21 protein-coding genes are annotated in these 25,744 nt (G+C 48.5%); 9 read left to right on the forward strand and 12 right to left on the reverse strand.

Going from position 1 to position 25,744, the window contains the following annotated elements:
* Window positions 1–1,312 precede the first annotated feature (1,312 nt).
* The 6 genes from ACFQ0N_RS29840 to ACFQ0N_RS29865 all read left to right on the forward strand — a co-directional run bounded on the left by ACFQ0N_RS29840 (window position 1,313) and on the right by ACFQ0N_RS29865 (window position 8,881).
* Window positions 1,313–3,829 carry a phage NrS-1 polymerase family protein gene (locus ACFQ0N_RS29840; protein ID WP_379333356.1) on the forward strand — a complete coding sequence of 839 codons (2,517 nt, stop codon included), beginning with the start codon at window positions 1,313–1,315 and terminating at the stop codon, window positions 3,827–3,829.
* A 436-nt stretch (window positions 3,830–4,265) separates the two neighbouring features.
* Window positions 4,266–4,406, forward strand: a complete 141-nt coding sequence (locus tag ACFQ0N_RS29845; protein ID WP_379333358.1) for a hypothetical protein — start codon at window positions 4,266–4,268, stop codon at window positions 4,404–4,406.
* 76 nt (window positions 4,407–4,482) lie between these two features.
* The gene (locus tag ACFQ0N_RS29850) at window positions 4,483–6,057 is read left to right on the forward strand and encodes a recombinase family protein (RefSeq protein WP_379333360.1); all 1,575 of its coding nucleotides are present in this window, start codon (window positions 4,483–4,485) and stop codon (window positions 6,055–6,057) included.
* A 24-nt stretch (window positions 6,058–6,081) separates the two neighbouring features.
* The gene (locus tag ACFQ0N_RS29855; RefSeq protein WP_379333362.1) at window positions 6,082–6,519 is read left to right on the forward strand and encodes a recombinase family protein; all 438 of its coding nucleotides are present in this window, start codon (window positions 6,082–6,084) and stop codon (window positions 6,517–6,519) included.
* Window positions 6,500–8,146 (forward strand): recombinase family protein, encoded by a 1,647-nt coding sequence (locus tag ACFQ0N_RS29860; protein WP_379333364.1) that lies wholly within the window; start codon window positions 6,500–6,502, stop codon window positions 8,144–8,146. Before ACFQ0N_RS29855 ends, ACFQ0N_RS29860 begins: the two co-directional genes overlap by 20 nt.
* A gap of 525 nt (window positions 8,147–8,671) precedes the next feature.
* The gene (locus ACFQ0N_RS29865; RefSeq protein ID WP_028591467.1) at window positions 8,672–8,881 is read left to right on the forward strand and encodes a hypothetical protein; all 210 of its coding nucleotides are present in this window, start codon (window positions 8,672–8,674) and stop codon (window positions 8,879–8,881) included.
* A 5-nt stretch (window positions 8,882–8,886) separates the two neighbouring features.
* Here the strand turns inward: ACFQ0N_RS29865 and ACFQ0N_RS29870 are convergent, their stop codons facing one another.
* The 3 genes from ACFQ0N_RS29870 to ACFQ0N_RS29880 form a co-directional block, all read right to left on the reverse strand.
* Window positions 8,887–11,610 carry a TrlF family AAA-like ATPase gene (locus ACFQ0N_RS29870; protein WP_379333489.1) on the reverse strand — a complete coding sequence of 908 codons (2,724 nt, stop codon included), beginning with the start codon at window positions 11,608–11,610 and terminating at the stop codon, window positions 8,887–8,889.
* A gap of 199 nt (window positions 11,611–11,809) precedes the next feature.
* Entirely contained in the window at window positions 11,810–12,289 is a 480-nt protein-coding gene (gene rlmH / locus ACFQ0N_RS29875) for a 23S rRNA (pseudouridine(1915)-N(3))-methyltransferase RlmH (RefSeq protein WP_379333367.1), read from the reverse strand.
* Window positions 12,290–12,579: 290 nt separating this feature from the next.
* A complete protein-coding gene (locus tag ACFQ0N_RS29880) occupies window positions 12,580–13,887 on the reverse strand; it encodes a YhgE/Pip domain-containing protein (RefSeq protein ID WP_379333369.1) in 1,308 nt (435 codons plus the stop codon).
* Window positions 13,888–14,098: 211 nt separating this feature from the next.
* On the opposite strand from ACFQ0N_RS29880, the gene ACFQ0N_RS29885 reads away from it, so the two are divergent.
* Window positions 14,099–14,746: a TetR/AcrR family transcriptional regulator gene (locus ACFQ0N_RS29885; protein ID WP_379333371.1), complete on the forward strand. Its 648-nt coding sequence runs from the start codon at window positions 14,099–14,101 to the stop codon at window positions 14,744–14,746.
* Window positions 14,747–14,839: 93 nt separating this feature from the next.
* Window positions 14,840–14,995, forward strand: coding sequence for a DUF1540 domain-containing protein (locus ACFQ0N_RS29890; protein WP_379333373.1), 156 nt, complete (start codon window positions 14,840–14,842; stop codon window positions 14,993–14,995).
* 269 nt (window positions 14,996–15,264) lie between these two features.
* On the opposite strand, the gene ACFQ0N_RS29895 is transcribed toward ACFQ0N_RS29890, so the two are convergent.
* Both ACFQ0N_RS29895 and ACFQ0N_RS29900 read right to left on the reverse strand, forming a co-directional pair.
* Window positions 15,265–15,438, reverse strand: a complete 174-nt coding sequence (locus tag ACFQ0N_RS29895; protein WP_379333375.1) for a CxxH/CxxC protein — start codon at window positions 15,436–15,438, stop codon at window positions 15,265–15,267.
* Between the two features lie 87 nt (window positions 15,439–15,525).
* Window positions 15,526–16,935 carry a S1C family serine protease gene (locus ACFQ0N_RS29900; protein ID WP_379333377.1) on the reverse strand — a complete coding sequence of 470 codons (1,410 nt, stop codon included), beginning with the start codon at window positions 16,933–16,935 and terminating at the stop codon, window positions 15,526–15,528.
* 172 nt (window positions 16,936–17,107) lie between these two features.
* On the opposite strand from ACFQ0N_RS29900, the gene ACFQ0N_RS29905 reads away from it, so the two are divergent.
* Window positions 17,108–17,329: a hypothetical protein gene (locus tag ACFQ0N_RS29905; protein WP_379333379.1), complete on the forward strand. Its 222-nt coding sequence runs from the start codon at window positions 17,108–17,110 to the stop codon at window positions 17,327–17,329.
* Here ACFQ0N_RS29905 and ACFQ0N_RS29910 read toward each other — a convergent pair.
* The 7 genes from ACFQ0N_RS29910 to ACFQ0N_RS29940 form a co-directional block, all read right to left on the reverse strand.
* Window positions 17,298–18,104 carry an MBL fold metallo-hydrolase gene (locus tag ACFQ0N_RS29910; protein ID WP_379333381.1) on the reverse strand — a complete coding sequence of 269 codons (807 nt, stop codon included), beginning with the start codon at window positions 18,102–18,104 and terminating at the stop codon, window positions 17,298–17,300. The two genes, ACFQ0N_RS29905 and ACFQ0N_RS29910, sit on opposite strands and share 32 nt — an antisense overlap.
* Window positions 18,105–18,136: 32 nt before the next feature.
* The gene (gene yycI, locus ACFQ0N_RS29915) at window positions 18,137–18,889 is read right to left on the reverse strand and encodes a two-component system regulatory protein YycI (RefSeq protein WP_379333383.1); all 753 of its coding nucleotides are present in this window, start codon (window positions 18,887–18,889) and stop codon (window positions 18,137–18,139) included.
* Between the two features lie 6 nt (window positions 18,890–18,895).
* The gene (locus ACFQ0N_RS29920; protein WP_379333385.1) at window positions 18,896–20,437 is read right to left on the reverse strand and encodes a YycH family regulatory protein; all 1,542 of its coding nucleotides are present in this window, start codon (window positions 20,435–20,437) and stop codon (window positions 18,896–18,898) included.
* Window positions 20,434–22,275: a cell wall metabolism sensor histidine kinase WalK gene (gene walK / locus ACFQ0N_RS29925; RefSeq protein WP_379333387.1), complete on the reverse strand. Its 1,842-nt coding sequence runs from the start codon at window positions 22,273–22,275 to the stop codon at window positions 20,434–20,436. The genes ACFQ0N_RS29920 and walK overlap by 4 nt, the downstream gene beginning before the upstream one ends.
* Window positions 22,272–23,021 (reverse strand): response regulator YycF, encoded by a 750-nt coding sequence (gene yycF, locus ACFQ0N_RS29930; protein ID WP_379333389.1) that lies wholly within the window; start codon window positions 23,019–23,021, stop codon window positions 22,272–22,274. Before yycF ends, walK begins: the two co-directional genes overlap by 4 nt.
* A 211-nt stretch (window positions 23,022–23,232) precedes the next feature.
* Window positions 23,233–24,729 (reverse strand): peptidoglycan DD-metalloendopeptidase family protein, encoded by a 1,497-nt coding sequence (locus ACFQ0N_RS29935; RefSeq protein WP_379333391.1) that lies wholly within the window; start codon window positions 24,727–24,729, stop codon window positions 23,233–23,235.
* A 174-nt stretch (window positions 24,730–24,903) separates the two neighbouring features.
* Entirely contained in the window at window positions 24,904–25,638 is a 735-nt protein-coding gene (locus ACFQ0N_RS29940) for a hypothetical protein (protein WP_379333393.1), read from the reverse strand.
* Window positions 25,639–25,744: the final 106 nt, after the last annotated feature.

The following is a 25,744-nucleotide window of genomic DNA, read 5'->3' on the forward strand; positions in this document are numbered from 1 at the left end:
GTCCCGGCTAAAATATAATCCATTCTTCCCGGAACTAGGATAAAGGCTATCACATGGAAATGAACTGTGCCGAGGCTTTATTATTCGCTGAATTCAATAAATCACACGACTTCTCTCGGCTGCTGAACCGCTATAACCCGCTTCCACGTTTGGATTAGAACGTTTTATGATATACTGCCTGTCTCGTTACCTGTATGGCTACGCTGTTGAAATTCGATATAGAAGCGCGGAAGCAGTCTAGCTTGAACGAATCCCTGCTCATGAACGACGATGGCACTAAGCCAAACGAGCCACCCTGTCGCCATGTTCATCCAGAGGCTCAATCCATTCGTTTTTAATGTAGTGATCGTGGCCGTGTGGTACGGTGTGGAGAATACAGGTGTTCTTCCACAAATGTATGGGACAAGGGCTACTCTGTCTGTTGCTTTACCATACAAAAGAATCCAAGTGACGGTTGTATTCTTTAGCACGTTAACGCTTTAGATAAAAGGGTATCCGATATTGTTCTTCAGAAGTGAAGAAACATGTTTGAACATGAACAATTAATCATAACAGGAGAAAAAAGAACAATGTGTTAGAAACATGCTTGAAGCTGCCTGAACAATCAAGTGGCTGATAAAACACAACAGAAGGAACAAGCAAAGAAGAACAATCTTCAGCGAAGCTGAAGTCTTCTGGAGAACAATATAAGCGCCCAACACATGTCTACCGACACAAAAGTATGGATGAGCCACTCCTCGCTCACGCTCGGAGAGACTCGCTTTCGCTTCGTCCTTTCACCGTTCTTTATGATAGGGCTCTGCTTAATCACTTGACCCCACTTGCGATACAATGGACGATTAACGTCCCGGTTATCGCTGGTGGGGCTTTTTGCTTCCGATGGATTCTGAACATTGCCTCGAACTTTGCCCATTCTCCATGTGAAGCTCACGGCATGAACATTCCCCTAATGAAACGCCCCCCCCTAATTTCGGGAAACCTCAACCAAAATTCCTGTGAACTGAAATTTTGGCTCTCCCACTTACAAGCGGGGCGACAAGCGATTTGAGGTCCATAATTCCAAATTCCCTAGATTTAACGTGTTGCGACAGTATATCCTCTTGGAATGCATATTCACACGTCAAAAGATCGTCCAACAATTTTGTGATAAAAAAATTTTATCGTATAAATCTACTTATATTTTCCATCCGAGTGATCGAGTTTCCAGTGTGGATTCTTCTAATTCCACCCTTTATTTAGCCGTGGGTGGGGAAAATACTGGGCTTTTATCCCCTTCTCAATCTTATCTCTAAATTGAAGGGAGCAATTAAAAATGAATTTCGATTTTAACAACGTACCGAACTCCATCCGGAGATTAAACCAGTGGATTTTATGGAAAGTTCAAACCCGCGATGGAAAGGCAACGAAAGTGCCTTATAATATCCACGGAACGCCTTGTAATGTTCAGGACGTTCGAAATCACATGAGCTTCCAAGCGGCTATCGATACGATTCTCAATAGCCCAGCCGGGCAATTCGACGGTATCGGCTTCGTCTTCAAAGAAGGAGGCGGGCTGACCGGCATTGACTTGGATAAATGCACCGACCCGGACACGGGAGGAATTGAGAATTGGGTGGAGGACATCATTACCAGCATGGATTCCTATACGGAATTCAGCGTCTCCGGTACAGGCTTTCACATTATCGTGAAAGGAATGATTCCCGGGAAAAGAAGCCGCAAGGACAACATCGAAATGTACGATTCCAAGCGTTTCTTCGTGGTCACCGGGAATGTTTTCGGGGAGCCACAGGAAGTCATGGAGCGGCAAGGCCAGTTGAACACGCTGTATAATCAATTGTTCCCTGATGAGCCTATCAAGCATGACCCTAATAGCAAGCCGCCAGTAGCTAAACAAGTCGAAGGCAACGCAACTGTTTTAACAGATACCGAGATTCTCGAAAAGCTATTCCGAGAGCGACAAGGAGCCAAGTGGCGAACGCTCTACGAGCAGGGATGGAGAGAAGGGCTAGGCTACAAGAGCCAGAGTGAAGCCGACTCTGCACTTGCGTACAAGCTTGCCTTCTACAGCGGTGACGCTGAACAAATCCGACGAATATTTAGCGCCAGCGCATTAGGAAAACGGGGGAAATGGGAGAGCCGTGCGGACTACCAGGACAGGGTTATAACCAACGCGATGGATGGACAGGCGGAGAGGTATTCCAGACACTTCAAGCAGACTCAGAACGAGGAGGCGTCGGAACATGAAAATCATGACGTCGATGGCTACGAATATCCCGAAATCGCACCTTTCGAAGAATATTCCGTCCCTGCGTTTCCGCTAGAAATATTCCCGAAGTGGTTGCGTGAATACGTGGGTGCTGTGGCGACCTTTTCACAAACTCCCGTCGATTTGGCTGCCATGATGGCTTTGGTATCAGTCGCGGTCGCTGTACATCGACGCTTTAAACTGGAGGTCTTTCCGGGCTATATTGAACCGCTCTGCCTATATGCCATCGTCGCATTACCGTCTGCTAATCGAAAATCAGACGTATTCAGTAAAATGATCGAACCTATTTACGCTTATGAGGAAAACTTACGGGAGGAAATTGCCGAAATGATCTCAGAACGTAAAGCGGAGATTGAAAAATTGAAAGCACAGTACGCTAATGCGCTGAAAGCTTACAAGAGCGGGAAACTCGATACCGATTCTCAGCTCGCTGACATTCAAAAGAAATTGGACAGGACGAAGGAACTCTTTCTACCTGCACTTGTGAAGCAGGATATCACCGCCGAAAAGCTGATTCAGGCCATGTCCGAAAATCACAATCGAATGGGTGTGCTTAATGCCGAAGGCGGCGTGTTGGATATCATTGCCGGACTTTACTCAGGAAGAAAGTCGAATGTAGATATCTTCCTGAAAGGGCATAGCGGTGAGCATTACACCTATGACCGGAAAAATGGAGGTTCGATTCATCTGAAGTCGCCTACTTTATCGGTAGGGTTATTGGTGCAAAACGATCATCTTCAGCGCATTTTAACCGATAGTTCGTTGAGCGGTCGAGGTCTATTTGCCCGTTTCCTATACGCTGTCCCAGATTCGCCGCTAGGAAGTAGAACACCGAGAAGTACCCCGATACCGCGAGCAGTGAAGGAAAAATATCATGCGATGATGACCAGCTTGCTGAAGAGAAAACCGTTGGCGGACGGAGGCCCCGGAACCGCTCCTGCCAGTCTTGCTGAATATGTAATGAACGCAGTCCAAGGAAACTCATATGACGAGGAAGAACTATCACAAACCATAAGTTCTGAAGAAGCCGTATTGTTATACGATCACCTATTTAATAAAAATGAGCCGCGGCTACACCCCGACAACACTGAGCTAACCATCGGTTTTCAGGCTTGGGCGGGCAAGCTAGTTGGGCAAATCATGCGCATCGCAGGCTTGCTCCATATGGCGGAACATGCGGATAAGGATGAACTACCGGAGGAAGTTGCCGCATCTACGGTAGAAGCAGCGATTCGTCTGGAGGAATACTATTACGCACACGCCTTAAAAGCGTTCGGGCAAGCCACCGAAAGCGTTTCTGTCGAAAAGCAAAAGTATATCCTGCAAGCGCTTGTTAAAGCACAAGGCAATGATCAATTGATCAAGTGGTACTCTAGAACAAAAATCTTGAAGCTCCTGAAGCGAAAAGGATACGCGAAAGTAAAGGATATGGACAAAGACCTGAAAGAGCTTGTAGAACTTGGTTACCTGCTCTCAGAGAGGGTAAAACGACACGGGGTGGGACAAGATTCAACCTACTATGCGCTAAATCCTAAAGTAGCTGAACTGCCATTTAACTTGTAAGAGGAAAGGACACGTACACGTTGCGTGTCCTTTTTATCTTGCTTCACTGTTATACTTCCTGGTTTTAGATTGACGAACCTCAGAACTTCGGAATTTTGGAATTTTGGCTCGTTTAAGCCCCTCAAGCGGCCCGCGAGTTGTAAACCCTTAATTCCGCCGTTTCGGAACTTCGCCGTATTTTAGGTTGGTAATTCGAATTTTGCCTTTAATCACTTCGATCTTCTCGCTTCCCTCCCCCACTCTGCATTGTCATCCTGCCGCTTAACTACTTCGAACGTAAAGGTTAAAAACATCCAACCGTATTTATTTTTACGATTCCATGCACATTTAGGAGTATCGTTCGCTCGGAACGCTTTATTTACGATAAAGCCGCAACCCCACCCCCAGCAAGGAAAAGGTGAACGATGCGGGCTTCATTTGAAATGAGGTGCTATCCGTGAACGATGCTGAACTGGATTGCGAGTTTAACCGTGCGCTTGATCTCCTTGTAGAGCTGCTGCTGCCACACCTGAAACCAAAGCGCAATGGCGATCACCTCGCCGAAATGAAAACGCCATCCGCCCAAGCTAAAGCGTGATTGGTTGTGATTGCCCAAGTACCGACTGTCTTAAGCCAGTCCGAATGGCGTTTGAACGACTCCACAATCGGGTACTATGCTCGGTTTACCATTTAATTTCCATTCGGAGGTGGTTAATACGACTATTATTGCGATTTATGTCCGCGTCTCCTCGGAAGATCAAGTGAAAGGTTACAGCATTGACGGACAGCTTGAAGAACTGCGCGCCTATGCTGGTGAGCACAATCTTTCCATCTACCGCGAATACGTGGACGATGGATACTCAGGCAAGACCATAGACGGAAGACCCGCGATGTTGGAACTGCTGGCGGACGCGAAGCACGGCCGATTCCAAACCGTCATCACGTGGAAGTTGAATCGCTTGGCACGGAACTTGGCAGATCAGCTCAGGATGCTGGAGATATTCAATCAGCACAATATCGGCTGGATGAGCCTGACCGAGCCGCTTGAAACCCGTTCAGCACATGGGTACTTCACGGCACAGATGCTCGGAGCTATCGCTCAACTGGAGCGGGAGCAGATTGCCCAGAACACACGCTTGGGGATGCAAAAACGCAGCGCGGCAGGGAATTGGAACAGCGGCAATAACGTTCTCGGGTACGAATGGGTAACCGGAGACGGTATAGAACCACACGTTAGAATTGTTCCGCATGAGGCTAATTTGGTGCAGATGATCTTCGAGCAGTATCGGGTGGGGAAAGGATTTAAAGCCATTACGCGCTATTTAAACGCTGCTGGATACACGACGAAACGAAATAAACCGTTCAGTATCGCCGCTGTACGCGGAATTCTGACGAACATCAACTATATTGGATTAATTCGGTACACCGCCCACGAGAAGTTTACCGGAACTTCCAGCGACCGTTCGAAGCGGGTGGTGCAAGGCACACACGAGCCAATTATCAGCATGGAGCTGTGGAATGAAGTTCAAGCGCTTTTGAAAAAGCGTTCCCGATCACCAACAAAGCATATTACCCGGTATTACCCATTAGCTGGCCTGTTAAAGTGCCCGGTGTGCGGGGGTAGCATGGTTCCGTTTCATGCAAAGCACTTTCGGAAGAACGGGAGCATTCGCATGAACCACTATTACGTTTGTGGCGAGTACAGCAATAAAGGTTCGACCGCTTGTAAAGCGAACGCCATTCCCGCTTCACCTATAGAAAACGAAACGATGTCCCGATTTCAGCACATGCTCACAAACAAGGGAATGCTGAACCAGATCGTCACGCGAATTAACCGGAGGAACCGCGAAGCTGAGCAGCCTTTACGCGAACAATTAGCCAAAATCAAAACGGAGCTAAAGCAACTGGAAAACCAGCAGCGGCGCTGTTATGAGCTATTCGAGGGTGAATGCATTGGGCATGTAGAGCTTGTTGGTGAAATCAATGCCATAAAGGCAGATATAGCCATGCTGAATGAGAGCCAGCATCAATTGGGATTGAAGCTTACTGAGCTCGAAAATAGCGCTATATCTCTGAAAGAAATCCGCCGCGCATTAAAGTCGCTGTTTAAGTCGTTTCAAGAAATCGAAACGAGAAAGCGAAATACCTTGCTTCGTGGGTTTATCCAGAACATTAATGTTCCACCTGACCGCGATGTAACCAAAATACAGATTCAAGGCACTGCCACGATTAAGCATTTATCTATCTGACCATGAAAAGGGAGAGTATTCACAATGACAACGAATCAAACGAAAGTAGCCATTTACGCGCGTACGAATCAGGGACAAAAAGGAATCGATCAGCAGCTCAAGGCTTTACGTGCCTACTGTGAAGCAAACGGAAAAGAAATCTACGCGGAGTATGTGGACGAAGGGGTAAGCGGAATTAGCATGGAAGGACGCCATTCACTTCAACGCTTACTAGAAGACGCAGCGAAGCAGGAGTTTCATGAAGTGGTTGTGTGGAAACTCAATCGGCTGGCAAGAAAGTCAATGGATCTTCTAACGGTAATACACAAGCTTGATGAACTTGAAATTGGCTTTCGATCCATCACCGAGAACTTCGAGAATAGTACACCAATCGGCAAATTCGCCTTTCAAATGATGGCAACAGTAACTGAATTTGAGCTTGAAAGCGGGAAGGACGATCATCATGACCAACATGCCCGTTAAAGTGGCCATTTATGCGCGTGTGAGCACCGAAGATCAAGCCGAGCAAGGCTATAGCATCGATGCCCAGCTCGACACATTACGCGGTTACTGCAAAAAGAACAGCTTGCAAGTATATGAAGAGTACATCGACGCCGGGATTAGCGGAACGAGCTTGAAAGGACGGGTAGCCCTGCAACGCTTACAGCGGGATGCCGAGAAGGGATTATTCGATGAACTTCTTGTGTGGAAAATTAATCGATTAGCACGTAATGCTTACAATCTTCTTGGCATTTTAGACCATCTTGAACATCACAACGTATCCTTCCGTTCCTATTCGGACAATTTCGAGACAAGTACGCCTATTGGGAAATTCGCTTTTCAGATGATGGGTGCTGTCGGAGAACTGGAACGAAACACCATCGTTGAGAACGTAAAAATGGGCATGAAACAGAGAGCAAAGAAGGGCGAACATAACGGAAAACTGCCGTTGGGGTATCAAGCTGTTGCTGACCCCAGTAACCTTTCCAAACGATCCAAGGCTGTTGTTATTGTGCCAGACGAAGCCATTATCGTCCGAAAGATATTCGAGCTTTACGCTGCTGGCCGTGGATTAAGGAGCATTGCAAATGAGCTAAACCACAGCGGCTACAAGACGAAGACAGGCAACACCTTCTCCACGACAGCCATTAAGGAAATTCTGAATAATCCGTTTTACAATGGTAAAGTCCGTTACAACCGCTACGAAAACTGGAGCAATAAGCGAAGACGAGGCAAGAGCGCGGAACCGATTATTGCCGATGGGAAACATGAAGCCATTATTCACGATGCGTTATGGGAAAAAGTCCAGTTCCTTAGCAAGAAGAAGTCTTTCACACCATCCCGTGTCTTTGACGGTGAGTTCTTGTTATCCGGGTTAATTCGCTGTCCGAAGTGTGGCGCGGCAATGGTAGCCAGCCGCACTCGAAGCAAGACGAAGACTGGAGAAATCGTGAATCGCCTGTATTACTCGTGTGGGGCATTTCGGAGTAAAGGCAGCAGCGTATGCTCAGCAAATAGTATCCGTAAGCAAGAAGCCGAAACGGAAGTCATGAATCGGTTAAGGCAGGTACTATCAAAAGACCGCATTCTAAAGGCCATCGTGGATAAAATTAACCATAAACTTGTTACCCGGACAGTACCGCTCCAAGCGGAGCTATCGCACATTAAAAGCCAATTAGAACAAGCTGAAAACAAAAAGCGCCGCTACCTCGATGTATTCGATCAAGAAAGCGTCGATAAATCCATCTTCATTGGACGGATGCAGGAAATTCAGGCTGAATTAAACAAGCTTCAAACGGAGAAGTCGCGGCTGGAGCTTGAGCTATCCGAAGGCAATACGTCTCCTGTCTCTTTCGAGCAGGTGCGCGAGTTGATTCATGGATTCAATCAGGTACTTACCGCCGCGCCATTTGAACAGCGAAAAACGTTGCTGCACCTGTTTATCAAGCGAATTACGATGGATACAAGCAAGAAGATCGAGACGATTGAACTGAGCTTCGATGAGCACGTGGATTCCTACTTCTCCGATTCTCCTGTCGCAGTAGCGGTGGGGGATTCCCTCCAGCGAAAACAAGCACGGAAGCGGGAGAGAATCGAAATTGCCATCTGAATTCATGAAAACACTTTCATATCTACTCACTTTAACGTTTATGGGGTGAGCAGTTCTTTTTATGGGAACAGCGCATAGACAGAAACTCATCATTCACACTGACAATATGAAGCGCGGCTGTAAAGTGAAGGAACCTTAAATAATAAAGGTCTACGGTAGATGATGGATGGAGAAATAATGGATTGCCCACACCGCCAGTATGACGCATGTGTTGTTAAAGTTGGCCACCTTAAATTGTAAAGATTTATGGGTTATGGGCGTATTTTATCGACTGTGATCGCGCTTATGGAAACGGTGACGCGGGAATATTACGAATCCATCGGCTTGAGTGAAGCGTATGCGCAGCAGATAGCAAGGGAGGCAATGGAAGATCATGCGTGACGAGAAGGAGAACGCCTGTGATGGTCGTTCTCCTTTGTTTTGGCTTGGTGAAAGCGTGATATTAAATATCAAAATAGTTTTTTATGAATATATCTTTATTCAATTCAATAATATATTAATAAACATTTATCGAGGAGGACATATATGTTCATTAAAATGTCTATTGAAGAAATTAAATCTCTTGAGCAAAAGGAAATGGCGACTCACATCTCTTTATGGGACAGTCTTGAAAAAGCAGAGAAATTCTATTCACCCCTTGATGGTTTATATACTGCTTACAAAGAGGAAAACAAAAATCTTATATCTGCATTTTCGACACCAGTTAAAATCTATAGATTATATATCTCTGTATAAGTATTTTATTTTTCCATTGCTCTTGAAATCCTGAAGTAACGCTTATCTAATGCATCTTTCCCTCCCTCCATGATATTACAAACCGCTTCACGAACGTCGTTTTTTTGTAGTGCTCCGCTTACCTGATTATATATCTGTCCATTTTCAAAGTTCATTTGAATTATATTCTCGGCTGCACCATTAACAGGAATGTTCGGATTATGAGTTATAACAATAACTTGCTGTTTAGTTTTAAATCTCCTCAATTCAGTAACCACTAAATCAGTAATTCTTTTTGTATCTAAGTCTTCTTCTGGCTGATCAATAATAATTGGTGAGTCGTCTAATAATAACATTAAGGAAAGCATTGCAGCAGTTCTTTGACCAGCAGAGCCCGTTTCAATATCTTCTTCTTTACGATTGGTAACTAACTTTAAACTGATTTTATCTTCAGGGTACCAAACAAATAGTCTATCTATGTCTTCTGGCGTATTAATCTTTAGAGATGTCAGATGTTTTACAAAAGGCTTATTGAAGTTTTGACTCTCCTCTTCATTTGCCCTTAAAAGTCTAATTATTAATTCTTGCCTAGATTCCCATGCAGATGTGGAATTTGTTATGTTTAACAAACATCCTTTTATTGGGTTCCCTTCATCATCTCGTTCAAGTATGTCTCTTGCAAATTCTGTCCCAGGTCTTCTTATTAAGCTACGAAAGCTCGTTTCTGCAATATCGAGGTCACCCATTATTGAAAGACACATCTTTACACTAGAATTTGTGCCTTGCCAACGACTAATTACATTATTTCTTTGTGTTCTTAACTGGATTTCATGTGCATGAATATCGGTTAAATATTGCTTTACTATTTCGTCCTGTTCTTTCAATTGCTCTTCAAGGGCTGCAATAGCTTTAAGTTTTTGCTGAAGAAGATGTGATTTTGAAGATAATTCCCCATAAGCGTTAGGGTTCTTTTCTCCCTGTTCCTCTAATTTACGAACAAACTCTGAATATTTTTGTTCATTCTCCATCCTTGTTTGTTGCCAGGGGATGTAGTCTACAACTCCCTTTGTTTTTTCAATCAATTGGTTTGTTCTAGAAACCAATTGAACCAATGTATTCTTAATCGCTTCGTATTCTATTGATTGAACTCTCAACATGTCTATAGAATTTTTATCTAGTGAAGAAAAACACTCTTCATCAAAGAGATAGGGCGGGGCATCCTTAATAATATCTTTAAGTGTGACAATAAATGTATCGACTTTTGATACTGAGTTAAGGATTGTATTATTAGTTGCTTGCGTTTTCTGATATTCTTCAAGCAGAGTTTTATATCCCGATTCTTCAAAAACCTTCATTTTTGCCAGGGTGTCTTCAAGCTCCGCTTTTATATTCCCTTTTTCACTGATTTTCGATTTCAAATCCCTCTGCTTAGCGCGGGACTGCATCCATTTTTTTGTTAACTCTTCTCTTTCTTCTATCCAGCTATTTTTGTCAAATTGTTCATCAATAATTTTTAATATATGATTGGGATCTTCAGTTAGAGAATAAAGATGCTTCTGACTAAATATTCTAACAGGAAACCGAGAGTCTATATTACTACTTTCTACCTTCCTTTCCCATACTCCGTCTTCATTAAGTTGTTCCTCGATAATTTTATTGTTTTCCCACTTAAGCGCAATCTCCCTTCCATCCTTGTGCATCTGCACACGAATGACTGTGGAATCGGTAAGCATCCCTGTTTTACCACGTTCTTTTGGAATCTTATTAAATTCGATAAATTGTTCGTCAATTTTCTCAGGTAGACCATTAACCTTATTGAAGGGGAGCCTCATATATTCAATGATACTGGATTTTCCCGATCCTCTTCCGCCAATAATTGTATTTAACCAAGGGCTAAAACTAATGTTTAATTTTCTGCCTCTTCCTGCTTTCGCCCCATTAGTTATCTCTATTGATTGAATATAAAATCGTTCTCTCACGTCATTCGGATTTGTAGTTAAGACATCATTTCTAATAATACCATCTTCGCCATCATGTAATGCTAAGCGTAGGGCTTCTAAGTTGGGGCTCTCCATTTTCACCCATGTAAAAGACGATCCTGCCGAATCAGGATGATGACTATCAGAGCCAGCTATCTCAGCAAATATTAGCTTAGAGTCAATATAAATTTGTGGTTTATTGTAATTAATATTACATACCTGAATAGCAAGAAGCCCATCAGTTGTTAAACATGTTCTTAGCGAGTTGCCTTGTTCTTCAACAAATAATCCTCTTACTGTATCTACATGGGCCGGAATAGGTAAACCTTTCATTTGAAGAATTATCTCAACAACCTCATTGAAAGATTTTCTAGTACACTGGTCGGAGTCCCCCGATTGACCAAAATATTCACATCTGGCAAGTAAATTGCTTATATATTCAGAAGTTTCGCTCGGGTCAAATATAGCCAATAGATGGATATTCCCATGAACTGTAATCTCTACGCCTGGGAATATTGTTATTTCCCTGAAACCTTCAACCTGTTCTTCTCGCATAGTAACTAATTCATTTTTTAATACATCGATCCAATGCCCTGAGTTATGATCTGTCACGGCGACACAATCAATTTCTTTTCCCATGTAATCCAAAAGCCATTCACGTGGAGTTCTTTGTTGAAGTACAGTGTAATTTGATCCTTTTCCGTAATCTATGGATTTAGGAGTGTGTGTATGGAAATCAAATTTCCACCATCTTGAGCCATGATAAATCAACATAAACACCCTTCCGTTTAATATGTATAGGTCTTATAGACTGAATGTTTAATTTCTTTTGCTTATTTCCCTTCCAACATCATATCATATTATGGAAAATGGTGGGCACAAATAACTAAAAAGCCTCTGGGCCCAATAAAGTATCAGAGGCATGCATTTCAAGCTTATATTTCCTTAATAAAACCAATATTTTTCGCCGTCACTTATGATACGGTTCCCCTCGATTAATCCTAAACGCCCGGTAAACCTGCTCCAGCAAAATCACGCGCATCAGCTGATGCGGATACGTCATGCGGCCAAAAGACAGCCGCTTATCCGCCCGTGCCAGCACCGCTTGCGACAAGCCTAGCGAGCCGCCAATAATAAACGCTACAGAGCCGCCGCCATAAACGGCTTGCTTGTCCAGATGGGCGGCGAGCTGCTCGCTCGTCCACGTCTCGCCATCGATCGCCAGCGCGATCACATGCGCATCCGGCTTCAGCGCGGCTATAATCCGCTCGCCTTCCCGCGCCTTTACTTGTTCCTCTTCCGCCGGGCTCATCGTTTCCGGCGCTTTCTCGTCAGGCAGCTCACGAATATCCAGCCGCGCATAAGAGCCCAGCCGTTTGGAGTACTCCTGAATCGCCCCTGTCCAATATTTCTCCTTCAGCTTGCCGACACATACGATCTGTATTTGCATCTGTTGTCCCCTCTTCTATCCGTTTCGCCTCTGTTTCCGCGCACTATCTCATTCATATCTCCTATCGTACCATATCTTCAGCACCGTCAGCAGCAATGAGTCCACCACCCACTGCCAGCCATCAGCCCTTGCTTTTCCTCCTTTGTCCTTCCAAGTCCTGCTAAGCCCTGCTAAGTCCTCCCCAGTAAGTCCTTCCCTTTCCTCCTCATCCCGCCAAATAGCAAAAAACCGGCCAACCCAAAGGTCAACCGGTACAACTCCCCTACTGTAGCAACAAATACTCTCTCTCATTACTCCGCAGAAACCGAAACGGCATCCTTTCGCGTCTGAGCGCCTGGCAATCTCACATTCCGCCTCACACTCGAAGCCAACAATAAAACCAGACAAACTGTCGCTACTCCCCACATAACCGCTTTGCTGTCACCTACCGCACTCCATCCGCCAAAATACATCATTTCGCGCATGCCGCTCGCCACGAATCGCAGCGGTATCCACGAGTACAGCCAGTCTTGTGTCGTCTGCGACAAAAATTCCGGCGCCATATTAAGCAATGGCATCGAGAAGAACATCAACAGCACTAGAATCGGTATTGCCGGCATGCCGATCCAGTTGAACAATGCCGACTGCAGCATGAAAAAAACCACACCGCCAAACCACAAGAACACCCAAATATCGGCAGCATGCTGCAGCTCCATCCCATACCATCCCGATGCTACCCATAATAGAAAAGCAGCGGCGGCTCCGGTTAGGACAATTCCGGTCAGAGCCTGCGAAACAACCGTACCGAACGCGAACATGCCGCCAGACTTATTGTTCACCTTAAGACTGCCGGCACTCGCTCTTGCACGAGCCTGCCCCATAGACAGCATCACAGCTATAACGAGACTTCCGATCCACATTACTTGCGTGAGCATGCCGGGCGCATTACCGCTAGCCTGATTTTTTCCGACAGGATGTACGGATTCGACATTCAAATGAAAAGGCGTCAGCAGCGCCTCCGCCGCGGCATATGACAGCTGCATATTTTGCGCGTTGCCATTCGCTCCCGATCCCGATCCCGCTTCCGCTTGCGCAGCACCGGCAGTCTTTGCCGCCATGCCGAGCATCTGCTTTGGCAGATGCTGGCGCAGAGCCTCCATCACCTGGCCAAGCCCCTGCTTTACTGCAGCAGCCCCCTGCACATTCAGCCCCTCATTGGCGATAATCGTCACCGCAGCCGGCTTCGGCTCGGCAGCCCCAAGCAGCGACATCAAGCCGCGGCTAAGGTCAGCTGGCAATATTAATGCACCGTAATAGCGGCCTTCATCCATGCCATCGCGGGCTGCCTGCTCTGATTCGACAAGCTCCCATTCAAATGGCAGCGGCAGTTCCGCGCTGTTCAACAGCTTTTCGCGAATCATGTCGCCTGCAGCAACCTGACCGCCGCCATGTACAGCGACCTCCTCATCCTGCACAACGAGTGCTACTGGCAGCTTCTGCGGCTTTGCTCCCAGCACCGATCCCATCATTGCCGTGCCCAGAACGGCAATAATGACGACCACGGCCGCCAGGCTCGCCCACACAATTTTTTGCCGCCACAACACTGTGAACATACTCATCACCATCATCCCCACCCTCAAAACTTAATGAACAACCTGTTGATTACTGATCATAATGTTAATTATAATGAAGGGGTATAGGGATGCAATAATCAGCTATTGCACGCTTTGTTCAATAAACGACACTTTATAATCGAAGTGATGATTAGTGGCAAATTTAATTATTTCTCACATCCTCACATTACTGGAAAGCGAGGCGGACAGAAAAACGATGCCCAAGATACCCGATCCCCCGAAGCTCGACCGCAGGCAGCTCCGCACGAAGCAATTGCTGCAGCAGGCGCTGCTCGCTTTAATTGAAACGAAAGGGCTGGACAGCATTACCGTAACCGATGTAGCGAATCACGCCAATGTTAACCGCGGCACTTTTTATTTGCATTACAAGGATGTGGCGGACCTGCTGGAGCAGATGCAGGAGGAGGTATTTCAGCGCATTCAGTCGGTTGTCTTTCGGCTCGATCCGATTGAATTGAGCGGCTATGCCAATAAGGACGAGCCATATCCGAAAATAATAGCGATTTTTGAAGAGGTGCTGCGACACGCCGACTTTTTCAAGGTCATGTTAGGCCCTCGGGGCGATATCTCTTGTATTTTGCGCTTTCGCGAATTAATGACGACGCATATTTTCAATAAATTCAATCATTTAATTCCACATGACGACAAGCTGCTTGTGCCCCGCGAATATCTTATCGCCTACATGTCCTCGGCGAATTTCGGCATGTTTCTGCATTGGGTCGCTACCGGCATGCAGGAAACGCCGTACGAAATGGCGCGAATTGCTACGCAAATTGTCAATCACGGCCCGATCGTGTCGGCTGGCATTCGCGGTAAAGGGGCAGCAGCCAAGCACGGCAAATAACCGCTGTTTAAGGTGCAGCGGCCGGGCCTTACGTTCAGTCAGGTATAAAAAGGGACTCTATCCGTCCATCCTAATAAGGAGGAGGTGAGTCCCATGGCAAAAGACGTTTTGTGCGAGGTTAACACCTGCAAGTACTGGGCAGCAGGCAACAACTGCAGCGCTTCTTCGATCTATGTCGTCTTCAACCGCGGCAAAAAAGCGGCCAATTCGGAAGAGACTGACTGCAAAACCTTTGAAGCAAAGGTGTAATGATGTATGGCTTAATGAACGGCGGACAGCGACCCGAGCTGTCCGTTTTTCTCATCTGGCAATAGTGTAACCAAGAATGAGAATTATTATCATCAAAACACGCAAAATATTTTTCCACCGCTTTCTGCATATTCTGTCACAATCGCAACTGCAGCAGCAGTAGCAGTCGTAACCGCAGCCGCAACGCCACGCCACGCCACGCTTCACAACAAGCAACAAGCAACAAAAGCCGCCAGCCCCAAAATGGGCCAGCGGCTTCCTATTTTTCACTAGACGACTAAGAATGTCGCAATTTCCTGGCAGTCGCCCAGATCGCAGCGCTTTGGCGGCTCCCAGTCCGCGAACTCCGTTTTGTCCAGATCGACAATATCCGGCGCATCCTCATACTCGTCGACAAATTTGTCAATGGCAAGCTCTACATGCTCTTTACATACACAATACATACTAGACTGTTCCCTCATTTTCTATCTGTCTGCTGTTATGCTTTAGAATACCGTTCCTGCCGAATGTTTGTCAATCTGTCAAAACACTCATTCGTCATTCGACTTTTCTTCTAAAGTCAATGTCGTTGTCATCTTGTCGCCTTCGCGGTAATAAGTGATTTCAATGGAATCGCCAATCTTCTTTTTCGTATACAAATATTTGCGCAAATCCATCGTGCTTGTGATCGGCTGCTTATCCAGCTTCACAATCACATCGTTATATTTCAAGCCCGCGGCGGTCGACGGCCCGACAGCCTCCAGCACGACTACCCCGTCCTTGACTTCCTTAGGCAAATTCAGGCTGCTCTCCGCATTCGCATTGCCGTGACTGTCATCTCCCGGCCCGCTATCCGCCGAGCCCTCATCCAGCCAGTCCCCGCCATCGTCAGGCATGTCGCCATACTCGTCGATGACAGCGCCCATCTGCGCCATATAGTGGCGCAAATCCATCGTATATACGCCAAGATACGGCCGCTTCACCTTTCCGTACTCCAGCAGGCTTTCCACGATCGGCATGGCAAAATGCGTGGGGATCGCGAAGCCAACGCCTTCTACGCCAAAGTCCGCAACCTTCATACTGTTGATTCCGACCACTTTGCCGCTCAAGTCAATCAGAGGCCCGCCGCTGTTGCCTTGGTTGATCGAAGCGTCGACTTGAATAACCTCCTGCTCCCAGTCATACACCCCGTCCTGGCTGAGCGAGACCGGAATGATCCGGTGCGTCTTGCTGACAATGCCAAGCGTCAGCGAATCGCTCAGACCGAGCGGATTGCCGATCGCCATCACCCATTGCCCCGCACGCAGCCCTTTGGAATCGCCGATTTCTGCGACCTTGTCGATCCCTTTGCCGTCCATTTCGATCACAGCCAGATCTGTAATTTCATCGACACCGACAAGCTTTGCGCTGCGTACCTCGCCATTGCTTAATACAGCCTTGAGCGAGACCGCATCGGTGACGACATGCGCATTCGTAATAATATGCACCTTGCCATCTATCTTTTCAAAAATAACACCCGAACCGACAGCTGCCTGCACCAGCTTATCCTCTGTATCCGCGTCCTCCTCGGACTTGGACTTGGACTTGCTTTCCTTGCCCTTGTACTGCTGCGCCTTCTGCTCGTTAATAATGCTGACTACCGCAGGGCGCACTTTGTCCGCCGCCTGAATCGTGCCTAGCGGGTCGTCGCCCGCCGTCAAGGACGAGACGGATGCCGGCAGCACGGATGCCGCCGGTCCCCCGCCGCGCTCAAAGCCGGTGATCATGCCGAACAGCAGTACGGCGAAGATCGCGCTGGCTAGCGATGACACAGCTACAATACGTACAGTCGTCCAATTGTTCTGCCGCCACATCGGCCGCTTGCGCATCGGCTGGTTTGAGAAGTCCCTGCTTTCCCGCTCCGCTCCGCGAGCGCGGCGCGACACGCGGGTCGAATAAAACTCATCATCGAACAAGCTCATCTATAATCGCCCCTCTCAATGTCCCGGACATCGAGTTTTTTCTCGAATCTAGGAATGATATCGGAAGAATCGTCTACAATAATAATAGAGTATTTATAAGAAATCGGGTACCTTGAGTCCGTTCCAGAATTGCCAATAATCAACAACCATTTCTATAAAAGGAGCGATACCTATGAAAGCCAATTCTTCCGCTGCGCTAGAGCAAGTGATGCTCGCCGGCAAGCTTGCCGATCTGAAGGAAGATCATTACCGGATAGTCCTTGCCTTTAGCGCGCTGACCGAACTTTTGATTGAGAAAGGTCTTGTCACGCAAGATGAGCTGGAACGCAAGACAGGCTTGCTCGATTCAGAGCTGGAGGCGATTATTTCCGCCTCACTTCATCCCATGGCGTAGGTCGATCATGGTATGTATCCCGAAGCGGATGCTCCTCCTTGCGGAAGAACATTCCGTAGTTCTCTAATATGCTATTCACCGTCAGCTTCGCCAAGTCCATTAAATTATGATCAAGGCTCAAATGCGCCAAATACACCCGCTTCGTACGGTCGGTCATCAGTTGGCACAAGGCTTCACCTGCCGCTTCATTCGAGAGATGGCCGCTATCGCCGAGAATGCGCCGCTTAATATTCCAGGGATAGCGCCCCATACGCAGCATGCCCACATCGTGGTTGGACTCAAGCACGAGCACATCCGAATCCTCTATCACATGGCGAACTTTGTCGCTGACATAGCCCAGATCAGTTGCCAGACTGAGCTTCACATCGCCATCTTCAAAAATATACCCTACCGGCTCCGCGGCATCATGCGAAATTGCAAACGATGTGGAGCACATCGAACCGAAGGCTGCGGTTTCGCCCGTCTCCAGCACAACCCGCTTCTCCGCAGCAATCGTGCCGACATGGCGCTCCATCGCGCCCCAGGTAGCTTCATTGGCATAAATCGGCAAATCGTATTTGCGGGCAAATGCGCCAAGCCCTTTAATATGATCAGAATGCTCATGCGTGACGAGGATCGCATCGATGTGATGCCCGGCAATACCCCGCTCACGCATCAGCTCCTCTATTTTTTTTCCGCTTAAACCAGCGTCCACCAATACCGTAGCATCATCGCTCTGCACGACTGTGGCATTTCCCGTCGAACCGCTGGCCAGCACCGTAAATCGCATCCCCATAAGTTGTTCAACCAGTCCTCTCCCGAATCCGACTATGAAGAGGAACCCTTCTCCTCTTTTTCTGTAAACACTTCAGCGCTGATCGCATGCACGTAGTAGACTTTTCCGTCCTCCAACAACACGCGCCATGAAGGCGCCGAGAACTGTGTCTCCGAGTTGAAATCCTGTCCATGATAGCCAAGCTTAATGTCGCGGATGACGGTACCGGGCTTAAAATGTCCAAAAATCAAGCTTTCCAGCGCTTTCGTTGCCGGCAGCACCGTCTGCTCCTTTTCCTCCGGATTGTCCGACTCGACCAGTTCGACACGATCCTGACTGTAAGCGACAATTTTCTGATTGCTAAAATAGAGCGCCAGCCTAACTTCGAACATCGGCCTGCCATCAGCCATCCGGGTCAAAATAAAGGCGCCGTCCTCCATCCGATCGTAGCTGTATTCCTTCAGATCCGGGATAATGCCCCCTAGCTCACGGTTCAATTCCCCTTCATTAAAGACGATTTTGCTATCGACCGGATGCTCCAGCGTATGCCGGGTATTTTCGCCCAGCTTCTCCGTGACGCGAAAGGTCAGCTCGCGCAGCTTCGGTGTTTCGGATGGAATATTGGTATTTGAATCCAGCCTAATATTTTTTTCGCGCATAATCGCCCTTGTCTCTGCAGACAGATCATAAGCATCGCCATTCAGGCTGGGCCCGTCCTGAATATTGGCCCACAACTGATAGCCGAGCACAATATTCAGCACGAGAAAAGCAAAAATTAGAACGTTTTTTGCCTTGCCCCATTCCATCGTCTATCACCTCCGCGCCTTCCCGTCATCCTTGGCAGCAGCATTGTCCTTGCCATCGCTCTTTCCGCCGCCTTCGCCTTGATCGCCTGCCCTTGCCTTCTCCCCGCTTCCGTCTGAAGACAGCGGCGCTTGTCCGGCATCAGGCACAGGCTTCCCGGGCTTCTCTTTCTCCTTGCCTTTGTCTGCGCTGCCCTTGTCCGCCGGCTTCACAGTCTTTACCGGAGGCTTATAATCTTCCGGCAAAGCATGTAGGAGCACGGCCTTGTCTCCATCCGTCAGCCGTACAGCCCACACAGGCTCAAAATGCAGCCGCTCATTCTCCTCAGGCGATACAAGCATAGCCGGAAACACCGCTATTACTTCGCTCTTGCGGCTATAGCTGTTGTAAGCCTCCTCCAGTTCCTTGCCGCCCGGCAGCCAGCGTACCTGCTTCGCTTCGGCTTCCTTATTAATCGTTATTAGCGAGCGCTCATACTCGGACACAACGCCTTGCTGCAGGCGCAGCTGCATTTGGCCATACATAAACGGCTTCCTCGGTATTACCGGGTAAGAGCCGTAATATTGCTGGTAGCGCACCACACGAATCGATTGCTCGGACTGTCCTTGCATGTCCTCAATCGGCCCAGGCTGCAAATAGCGATGCAAGCCGTCCCAGCCGCCATGCTGGTTAATAAACTGCACGGATGCATAGATATTGGCGCTGAGCGTATCCTCGCTGCCTTGTCCGGCGACAGGATCGGTATAATTGATCCACTTGCCATTTTGCGCTACCTGCAAGCCGCGTTTGCCGTCAGTGAAAATTTGCGATCCGCTCCGGTCGACAAGCGCTCGGGTCTCGCTTGGATCGAGGAACAGATTGCGCTGCATCTGCTCCGGCGTGTAGGTCTCATAGCCGACGATCGCCTCCAGCGTCTGCAGCGGCTCCTCCGGCAAATAAATTTCATCGCCCGCATAACGGTACGGTGTCCAGTACTCTCCGAATCCGACATAATTCTGCACATCATTCACTGTCAAATCGGCCCGTACCGATTCATAGACCGCATTGCCGTCGGCGCTGAAGAAATAAGTGCGAACCTCGTCGCGTTCGATATTTTTATAGATCCAGATCCGATTGATCACTTCGCTTTGAAAAGCGACATCGCCATCCAGCTTGAGCGCTTCCTTCAACAGCTCGACCGGTACCCCTCTGCCGAACCGCAGCTCGACGCCAATATCCCGCTCCCGCGTCTTGTTCCAATCGACGACATAGATATTGTTCCGCTGGAACCCCTTAAATTCGCGCCCCTGGACACGGTCAAAGATCAAGTTGTAAAAATTCATCCCCGGATAGAGCACCGTATGCTTGTCATCGCCAAAGTGCAGCACCATATCCTCCGGAAAGACAACATCCGCGACCTTTGCTTCCGCCCCCATCCGCTCGGTTTTAATATAGTCCTGCCGGGGGAGCACAGCATCAATGCCCGGCATACTGTAGGCCAGCATATAGCTCTGCAGCAGGCTAAGAACGACCAGACCGGCAAGCAGCGCTGTCTTTGTCTTCTCCATCATGACAGTTCGCCTCCATCCTGCAGAGCCGGCAAAATGACCGTCACTGTCGTTCCTTCGTTAAACTCCGAATCGAGCGTAATCGAGCCGCCGTGCGCCTTGACGATTTCCCGGGCAATAGACAGTCCCAGCCCGGTTCCGCCCATATTGCGCGAGCGCGCCTTGTCGACCCGGTAGAAACGGTCAAAGATGCGGCTCAGATCCTTGCGCGGAATGCCGATGCCGGTATCTTTCACGCTGATCGCCACCGTAGCGCTGTCCGGCCGCCAGGCGGACAATACAATCCGACCGCCATCGAGCGTATATTTAATCGCATTGGATACAAGATTGTCGAGCACCTGATCGATCTGGTCGCGATCGAGCCATACCGTCGACACGCCTTTTTCCACGCGCACCTCGGAGCGGATTTGCTTTTTGCGCATTTGGAAGGAAAAGCGGTCCGCTACCTCCTCCAGCATCTCCGGAACAGCGGTTGCCTGGCGGCGCAGCGATGCCTGGCTGGAATCCAGCCGGGACAGATGAAGCAAGTCAGTTACGAGTCTGATCATCCGTTCCGTCTCATTGCGTATGACGCCGACAAACCTCAGCCCCAGCTCGCGCTCATCAAGCGCGCCGTCATCAAGCGCCTCTGCATAGCTTTTGATCGTCGTAAGCGGCGTGCGCAGCTCATGGGATACGTTGGCGACGAATTCCCGCCGCGACTGATCGAGACGCTCCTGCTCCGTTACATCCTGCAAGACGACAATCGTGCCGGATATTCCTTTATCCCGCCGGTGGATCGCGGTGAACGTAATCCGTATAATCTCATCATCATCGTCACCGTCGGCGGAAGGGAGGCGATGAATGACAGCGGACGATTCATGGCCGTTCATCAGCGCAGCCAGCCGGTCATCCTCCATCATGAAGAGTTCATTCAGATGGCGCCCTTCGCATGTTTGCTCGCGCAACATCTCGTGGGCGCGCCGATTCGTCAGTATGACGATGCCGCGCTCGTCGGCAGCGACAACGCCATCGCTCATATTCGCCAAAATAGAGGCCAGCTTCTCCTTCTCCTCCTCATTGGCGCTGAGCGCATCCCTCAACCTTGTCGTCATCTCATTAAACACTTCGCTCAGCCGGCCGATCTCATCGTCGCCAAGCACAGGCACCTGCTGATCGAACCGGCCTTCAGCTACAGCCGCCGCTTGCCGCGTCAGCCCTTTAATCGGGTTCGTAATCGTATGCGCCAGCAGTACGCCCAGTACCCCGGTCAGGCCCAGTGCAATAAGCATCCCGGACACGAAGATCTGGTTAATGCGGTCTACTGTCTGGTACAGCTCCTTCATCGAGGCTATCATGTAGACTGCGCCTACTGTCTTGGTGCCGTACATGATCGGCTTGGCGATAATCTTCTTGCGGACATTATCGTCGTCGATCACTTCCTCCTCATTATCGCGAATGCCCTGCAGCGCGCGGCTGACGGCGAGCGAGGTATTCTTTTTGCCCACATATTCCTGATGAGTCGTGAGCGAGGTGGCAAGTACGCGGCCGCTCGTATCGAGCAATTGAATCTCCGCTTCATTGATGCTGAACAAATTGCGCACCAGCGAGCTCAAATATTCCTCGGTCGTCGGCCCTTCCGCCGACGTCTTGTCCGGTTTGCTGTTCAGCGTCTCCGCAGCGAGCCGGGCCAGCAAATTGGCCTGGTCATTCATATTCGTCGTAAAATTGGACGTGAGCGAAGTTTTCATCGTGCTTATAAAATAAACGCCGATAAGCTGCATCGCAATAAGAATGAGCAGCACATAAATAATGATCAGCTTCATTTGAATGGTGCGGAAAAACCGGATTCCGCTATTCATCCGTACCCGAAGCCTCCCGATTTAGGATTGCGCATCATATAGCCCAGCCCTCTGCGCGTCAAAATATATTCCGGCCGGCTCGGATCGTCCTCGATCTTCTCCCGCAAGCGCCGGATCGTCACATCGACGGTTCGCACATCGCCGAAGTATTCAAAGCCCCATACCGCCTGCAGCAAATGCTCCCGCGTCATCACCTTGCCGCTATTGCGCGCCAAATAGTAAACCAGCTCATATTCCCGATGCGTCAGATCGAGCGGCTCGTTATCCTTGTAGACGACGTACATATCGGTATCAATAAACAGATTAAAAATACTGAGCCCCTGCTTCTCTTCCTCTACCATATTGGCCATTGCGCCATTGCCGGCCGCTGCGCCCGCTTCCGTCTTCTGCCTGCGCAAATGCGCCTTCACACGGGCGAGCAATTCACGCGTACTGAACGGCTTCGTCACATAATCGTCGGCCCCCAGCTCCAAACCCAGCACCTTATCCAGCTCTGTGTCCTTTGCGGTCAGCATAATGATCGGCGTCTGCAGGCGCGTTCTCACTTCGCGGCACACATCCATGCCATCCTTAACCGGCAGCATCAAATCAAGCAAAATCAAATCCGGCTGCTCCTCGAAAGCCAGCTTCACCGCTTCGCCGCCGTCAAAAGCGCAGATGACCTGATAGCCCTCCTTCTCCAAATTAAACTTCAAGATATCGGCAATCGGCTGCTCGTCATCCACAACTAATATTTTTCCAAACATCTAAATTTCACCGCCTGTCTGTTCTATTTGTCCATCAACAGCTTTTGCTTCTATGTGTGAGTGAAATACTTTTTTAGCCTGAAAATCCTTCTTTTATTCTACCATAGTCAAGAGCGTAGTCCCAATGAAAGTTCATTCGCCGCATACACCAAAATACAGCAAAACACCGCCATCGGCAGGCAAGCTCCGCAGCGGTGTTTTACTCCATCCCTTATAAATATTTGATCGGATTTTGCACTTCCCCGTCCTTATGGATTTCAAAGTGCAAATGGGTGCCGAAGGAATGCCCGGTGTTACCCATTATTCCCAAAGCATCACCTTTCTCCACCGTCTCTCCGGCTTTAACCGAAATTTTGCTCATATGTCCATAAAGGGTTTTGTAGCCATTTTTGTGATCGATAATAACACAATTACCGTAACCATTCTTGGTGCCGGCAAATTCCACTACGCCGTCGTCGGCGGCCATGATCGTTTCATCGCCGACCATATCAATCCCTTTATGTAGCCGTCCCCAACGCTGTCCGAAGCTGCTGGTCAAATCCGCGCCCGATACCGGCCATGCAAAAGTTCCCGTGCCTTCGCCGCTAACCTTGGTGCCTTTCATAATGATTGTCGAAATCGTCACTTCCAGCACCTGCTCGCCGAGCAGCTCCTCTTTGACCAAGTAGCCGTTGCGCTTCACCAGCTTATACACCAGCTTTTTCTTGCCTTCCTTGCCTACGCGGAGCAGCTTTGTCTCGCCTTCACGCATATTGCTGTTCTCACGGTACACGGTCATCGGCTCAATCGTCTCGATTTCCGTCACATGCTCCACAGTCTCCACCGTAACTTCCGGCTGCCGCACCGTCAGGTCCAGCTCGTCGCCATCCCGGATCATATCATCCTTGATCCATTTGTTATTTTCATAAATAACTTGCGGCGAGATATTGAACTTTTGGGCGATACAGCCTACACAGTCGCCCTTTTGCACCGTATACTTCGTCGGCTTCTCGCTGCCCTTTACCAGCTTCAAATACATCTTTTCCGGATCGGTAATTTTCTCCGGCTGCACATCGACCGCTGCTGTAGCAATTTTCTCCTTGATGGCAACCGATTTAAGCTCCGACTTCGTCTGCTCCACCGTATTGCCTTTGCCAGAATCATTCTCCTTGTAAGCAAGCGCCGTTACCTCCGGCTTTTTGACCTTCCCAGCTGATTCTTTCGGCGAAAATCTCGTTTTCACCCGGCTCAGAATAGCATCGGCAGTGGCCTGATCCCTGACAATCCCGACCGTCTTGCCATCGACCTTCAGCTCCACCCCTTCAGCATGTGAGGTGAAGAGTGTGCCCAGCTTATTCAATGTGCCTTCGCTATCCGGCACGGCCTTGTATGTCCGCTTGCTTTCGTAGGTAAGATTACCTGTATCGAGCACCATATTTAGATGAGGATTAGCTTCTTTTAATTGCTGTTCCTCCTGCTCGATGCGCTGCTTCACCAGCTCAGCTGATGCGATATCTCCAATGAGCTGGCCGTCCCGGAACACTGTATAGTAATCTACCATATTGGATTTTACATAATAATTGCCGCCAATCCCAGCTGCCACAATCAACACCAAAACGCCGCCTGTAAACAGAAGCAGCTTCTTACGCTTGTGATGCGACCGATTTATTCGAAAGGTTTGCTGAAAAGAGGCCCATACCTTGCGAAATCGATCTTTCCTTTCCGTCATGGTCGTTCTCCTTTGCCGCAATATGCTCCCAATACTGTAGCATAATGAAGCAAGCCCATTCAACTAAACCCCGGCCTCTCCGACATTAATAATTTCTTAGAACTCTAATAATTGTAAATTGCGCGACAATATTATGAAGTCTCAACCTCTTACTGCCGCTGGCCTGGCAGCCGATTAATATTTTTTCAAAATCTCCATCATTTGATTATATTCTTCGCGGCTCAAATGCTGGGCTACAATCTGCTGTACAGTCGTCATCTCTTCCTCGGTCAGACCATCCTCCATCAGCTTGGAAATTTGCTGCCAAGCCTCCTGCGGCAATTTAGTCATCATGACGGTGAACAGCTTCTCCTTGTCCTCGCTGCTGATCTCGCTTTTGGCTTTATTGATCTGCTCCGGCGTCAACGCCATTCCTTGCTCCAAAGCTTCCTTATTGCTGTCTCCCTCTCCGCTTGTGCCGCTTCCCGCCTTCGTTCCTTGCCCGCCGCCAACATCGGTCAGCGAGCCGTCCGGCAGCCCAGTATCCTTTTCTCCTTGCGCCGTTGGCGGCTTCGTGGAGGTTGAAGAATCATCCGCTGGCGGCGTTTGCTGCGCATTGTCATCCGGTGTACTGCTGTTATTGCCGCTTCCTTTAGTACCAGCACCAACACTAGCACCTGTACCTGTACCTGTATCTGCATCTGCAGAGGCGCTTTCCTTTGCCTGCTTTAAAGGCGGATTCGCTCCCCACAGTGATCCCCACATCCCGCTTAGTGCAAATGGCTTCGTCTCCAGTGGCAAATTAAATTGCTTGAGCAGTGTCTCCACATAACTATTTACAATATAGCCAGCCGTCCAAATCGACAAAAAGCTAATAATAAGTCCTGCAGCAATCGTCTTCGCCAGCCATCCTGCCCATCTCAACCACATAATCCCTCAGCCCTTTCCACCTTCAACCTTATGAAGAAGCTCATACCATCCAGTATGGGCAAGTCTGAGCGGATTCAACCCTCTAAAAAGTAATCGTGGGTGACGT

The organism is Paenibacillus sp. GCM10027626 (assembly GCF_042676285.1).
Taxonomy (GTDB): domain Bacteria; phylum Bacillota; class Bacilli; order Paenibacillales; family Paenibacillaceae; genus Paenibacillus_Z.

Excerpts from the sequence above, each read along its gene's own strand:
- ACFQ0N_RS29905 (WP_379333379.1), top strand. The coding sequence starts at position 17,108 with ATGAAAGCCAATTCTTCCGCTGCGCTAGAGCAAGTGATGCTCGCCGGC.
- ACFQ0N_RS29850 (WP_379333360.1), top strand. The coding sequence starts at position 4,483 with ATGCTCGGTTTACCATTTAATTTCCATTCGGAGGTGGTTAATACGACT.
- yycF (WP_379333389.1), bottom strand. The coding sequence starts at position 23,021 with ATGTTTGGAAAAATATTAGTTGTGGATGACGAGCAGCCGATTGCCGAT.
- ACFQ0N_RS29910 (WP_379333381.1), bottom strand. The coding sequence starts at position 18,104 with ATGGGGATGCGATTTACGGTGCTGGCCAGCGGTTCGACGGGAAATGCC.
- ACFQ0N_RS29880 (WP_379333369.1), bottom strand. The coding sequence starts at position 13,887 with ATGAGTATGTTCACAGTGTTGTGGCGGCAAAAAATTGTGTGGGCGAGC.
- ACFQ0N_RS29860 (WP_379333364.1), top strand. The coding sequence starts at position 6,500 with ATGACCAACATGCCCGTTAAAGTGGCCATTTATGCGCGTGTGAGCACC.
- ACFQ0N_RS29940 (WP_379333393.1), bottom strand. The coding sequence starts at position 25,638 with ATGTGGTTGAGATGGGCAGGATGGCTGGCGAAGACGATTGCTGCAGGA.
- ACFQ0N_RS29935 (WP_379333391.1), bottom strand. The coding sequence starts at position 24,729 with ATGACGGAAAGGAAAGATCGATTTCGCAAGGTATGGGCCTCTTTTCAG.
- ACFQ0N_RS29900 (WP_379333377.1), bottom strand. The coding sequence starts at position 16,935 with ATGAGCTTGTTCGATGATGAGTTTTATTCGACCCGCGTGTCGCGCCGC.
- ACFQ0N_RS29890 (WP_379333373.1), top strand. The coding sequence starts at position 14,840 with ATGGCAAAAGACGTTTTGTGCGAGGTTAACACCTGCAAGTACTGGGCA.
- yycI (WP_379333383.1), bottom strand. The coding sequence starts at position 18,889 with ATGGAATGGGGCAAGGCAAAAAACGTTCTAATTTTTGCTTTTCTCGTG.
- ACFQ0N_RS29885 (WP_379333371.1), top strand. The coding sequence starts at position 14,099 with ATGCCCAAGATACCCGATCCCCCGAAGCTCGACCGCAGGCAGCTCCGC.
- walK (WP_379333387.1), bottom strand. The coding sequence starts at position 22,275 with ATGAATAGCGGAATCCGGTTTTTCCGCACCATTCAAATGAAGCTGATC.
- ACFQ0N_RS29855 (WP_379333362.1), top strand. The coding sequence starts at position 6,082 with ATGACAACGAATCAAACGAAAGTAGCCATTTACGCGCGTACGAATCAG.
- rlmH (WP_379333367.1), bottom strand. The coding sequence starts at position 12,289 with ATGCAAATACAGATCGTATGTGTCGGCAAGCTGAAGGAGAAATATTGG.
- ACFQ0N_RS29920 (WP_379333385.1), bottom strand. The coding sequence starts at position 20,437 with ATGATGGAGAAGACAAAGACAGCGCTGCTTGCCGGTCTGGTCGTTCTT.
- ACFQ0N_RS29895 (WP_379333375.1), bottom strand. The coding sequence starts at position 15,438 with ATGTATTGTGTATGTAAAGAGCATGTAGAGCTTGCCATTGACAAATTT.
- ACFQ0N_RS29865 (WP_028591467.1), top strand. The coding sequence starts at position 8,672 with ATGTTCATTAAAATGTCTATTGAAGAAATTAAATCTCTTGAGCAAAAG.
- ACFQ0N_RS29840 (WP_379333356.1), top strand. The coding sequence starts at position 1,313 with ATGAATTTCGATTTTAACAACGTACCGAACTCCATCCGGAGATTAAAC.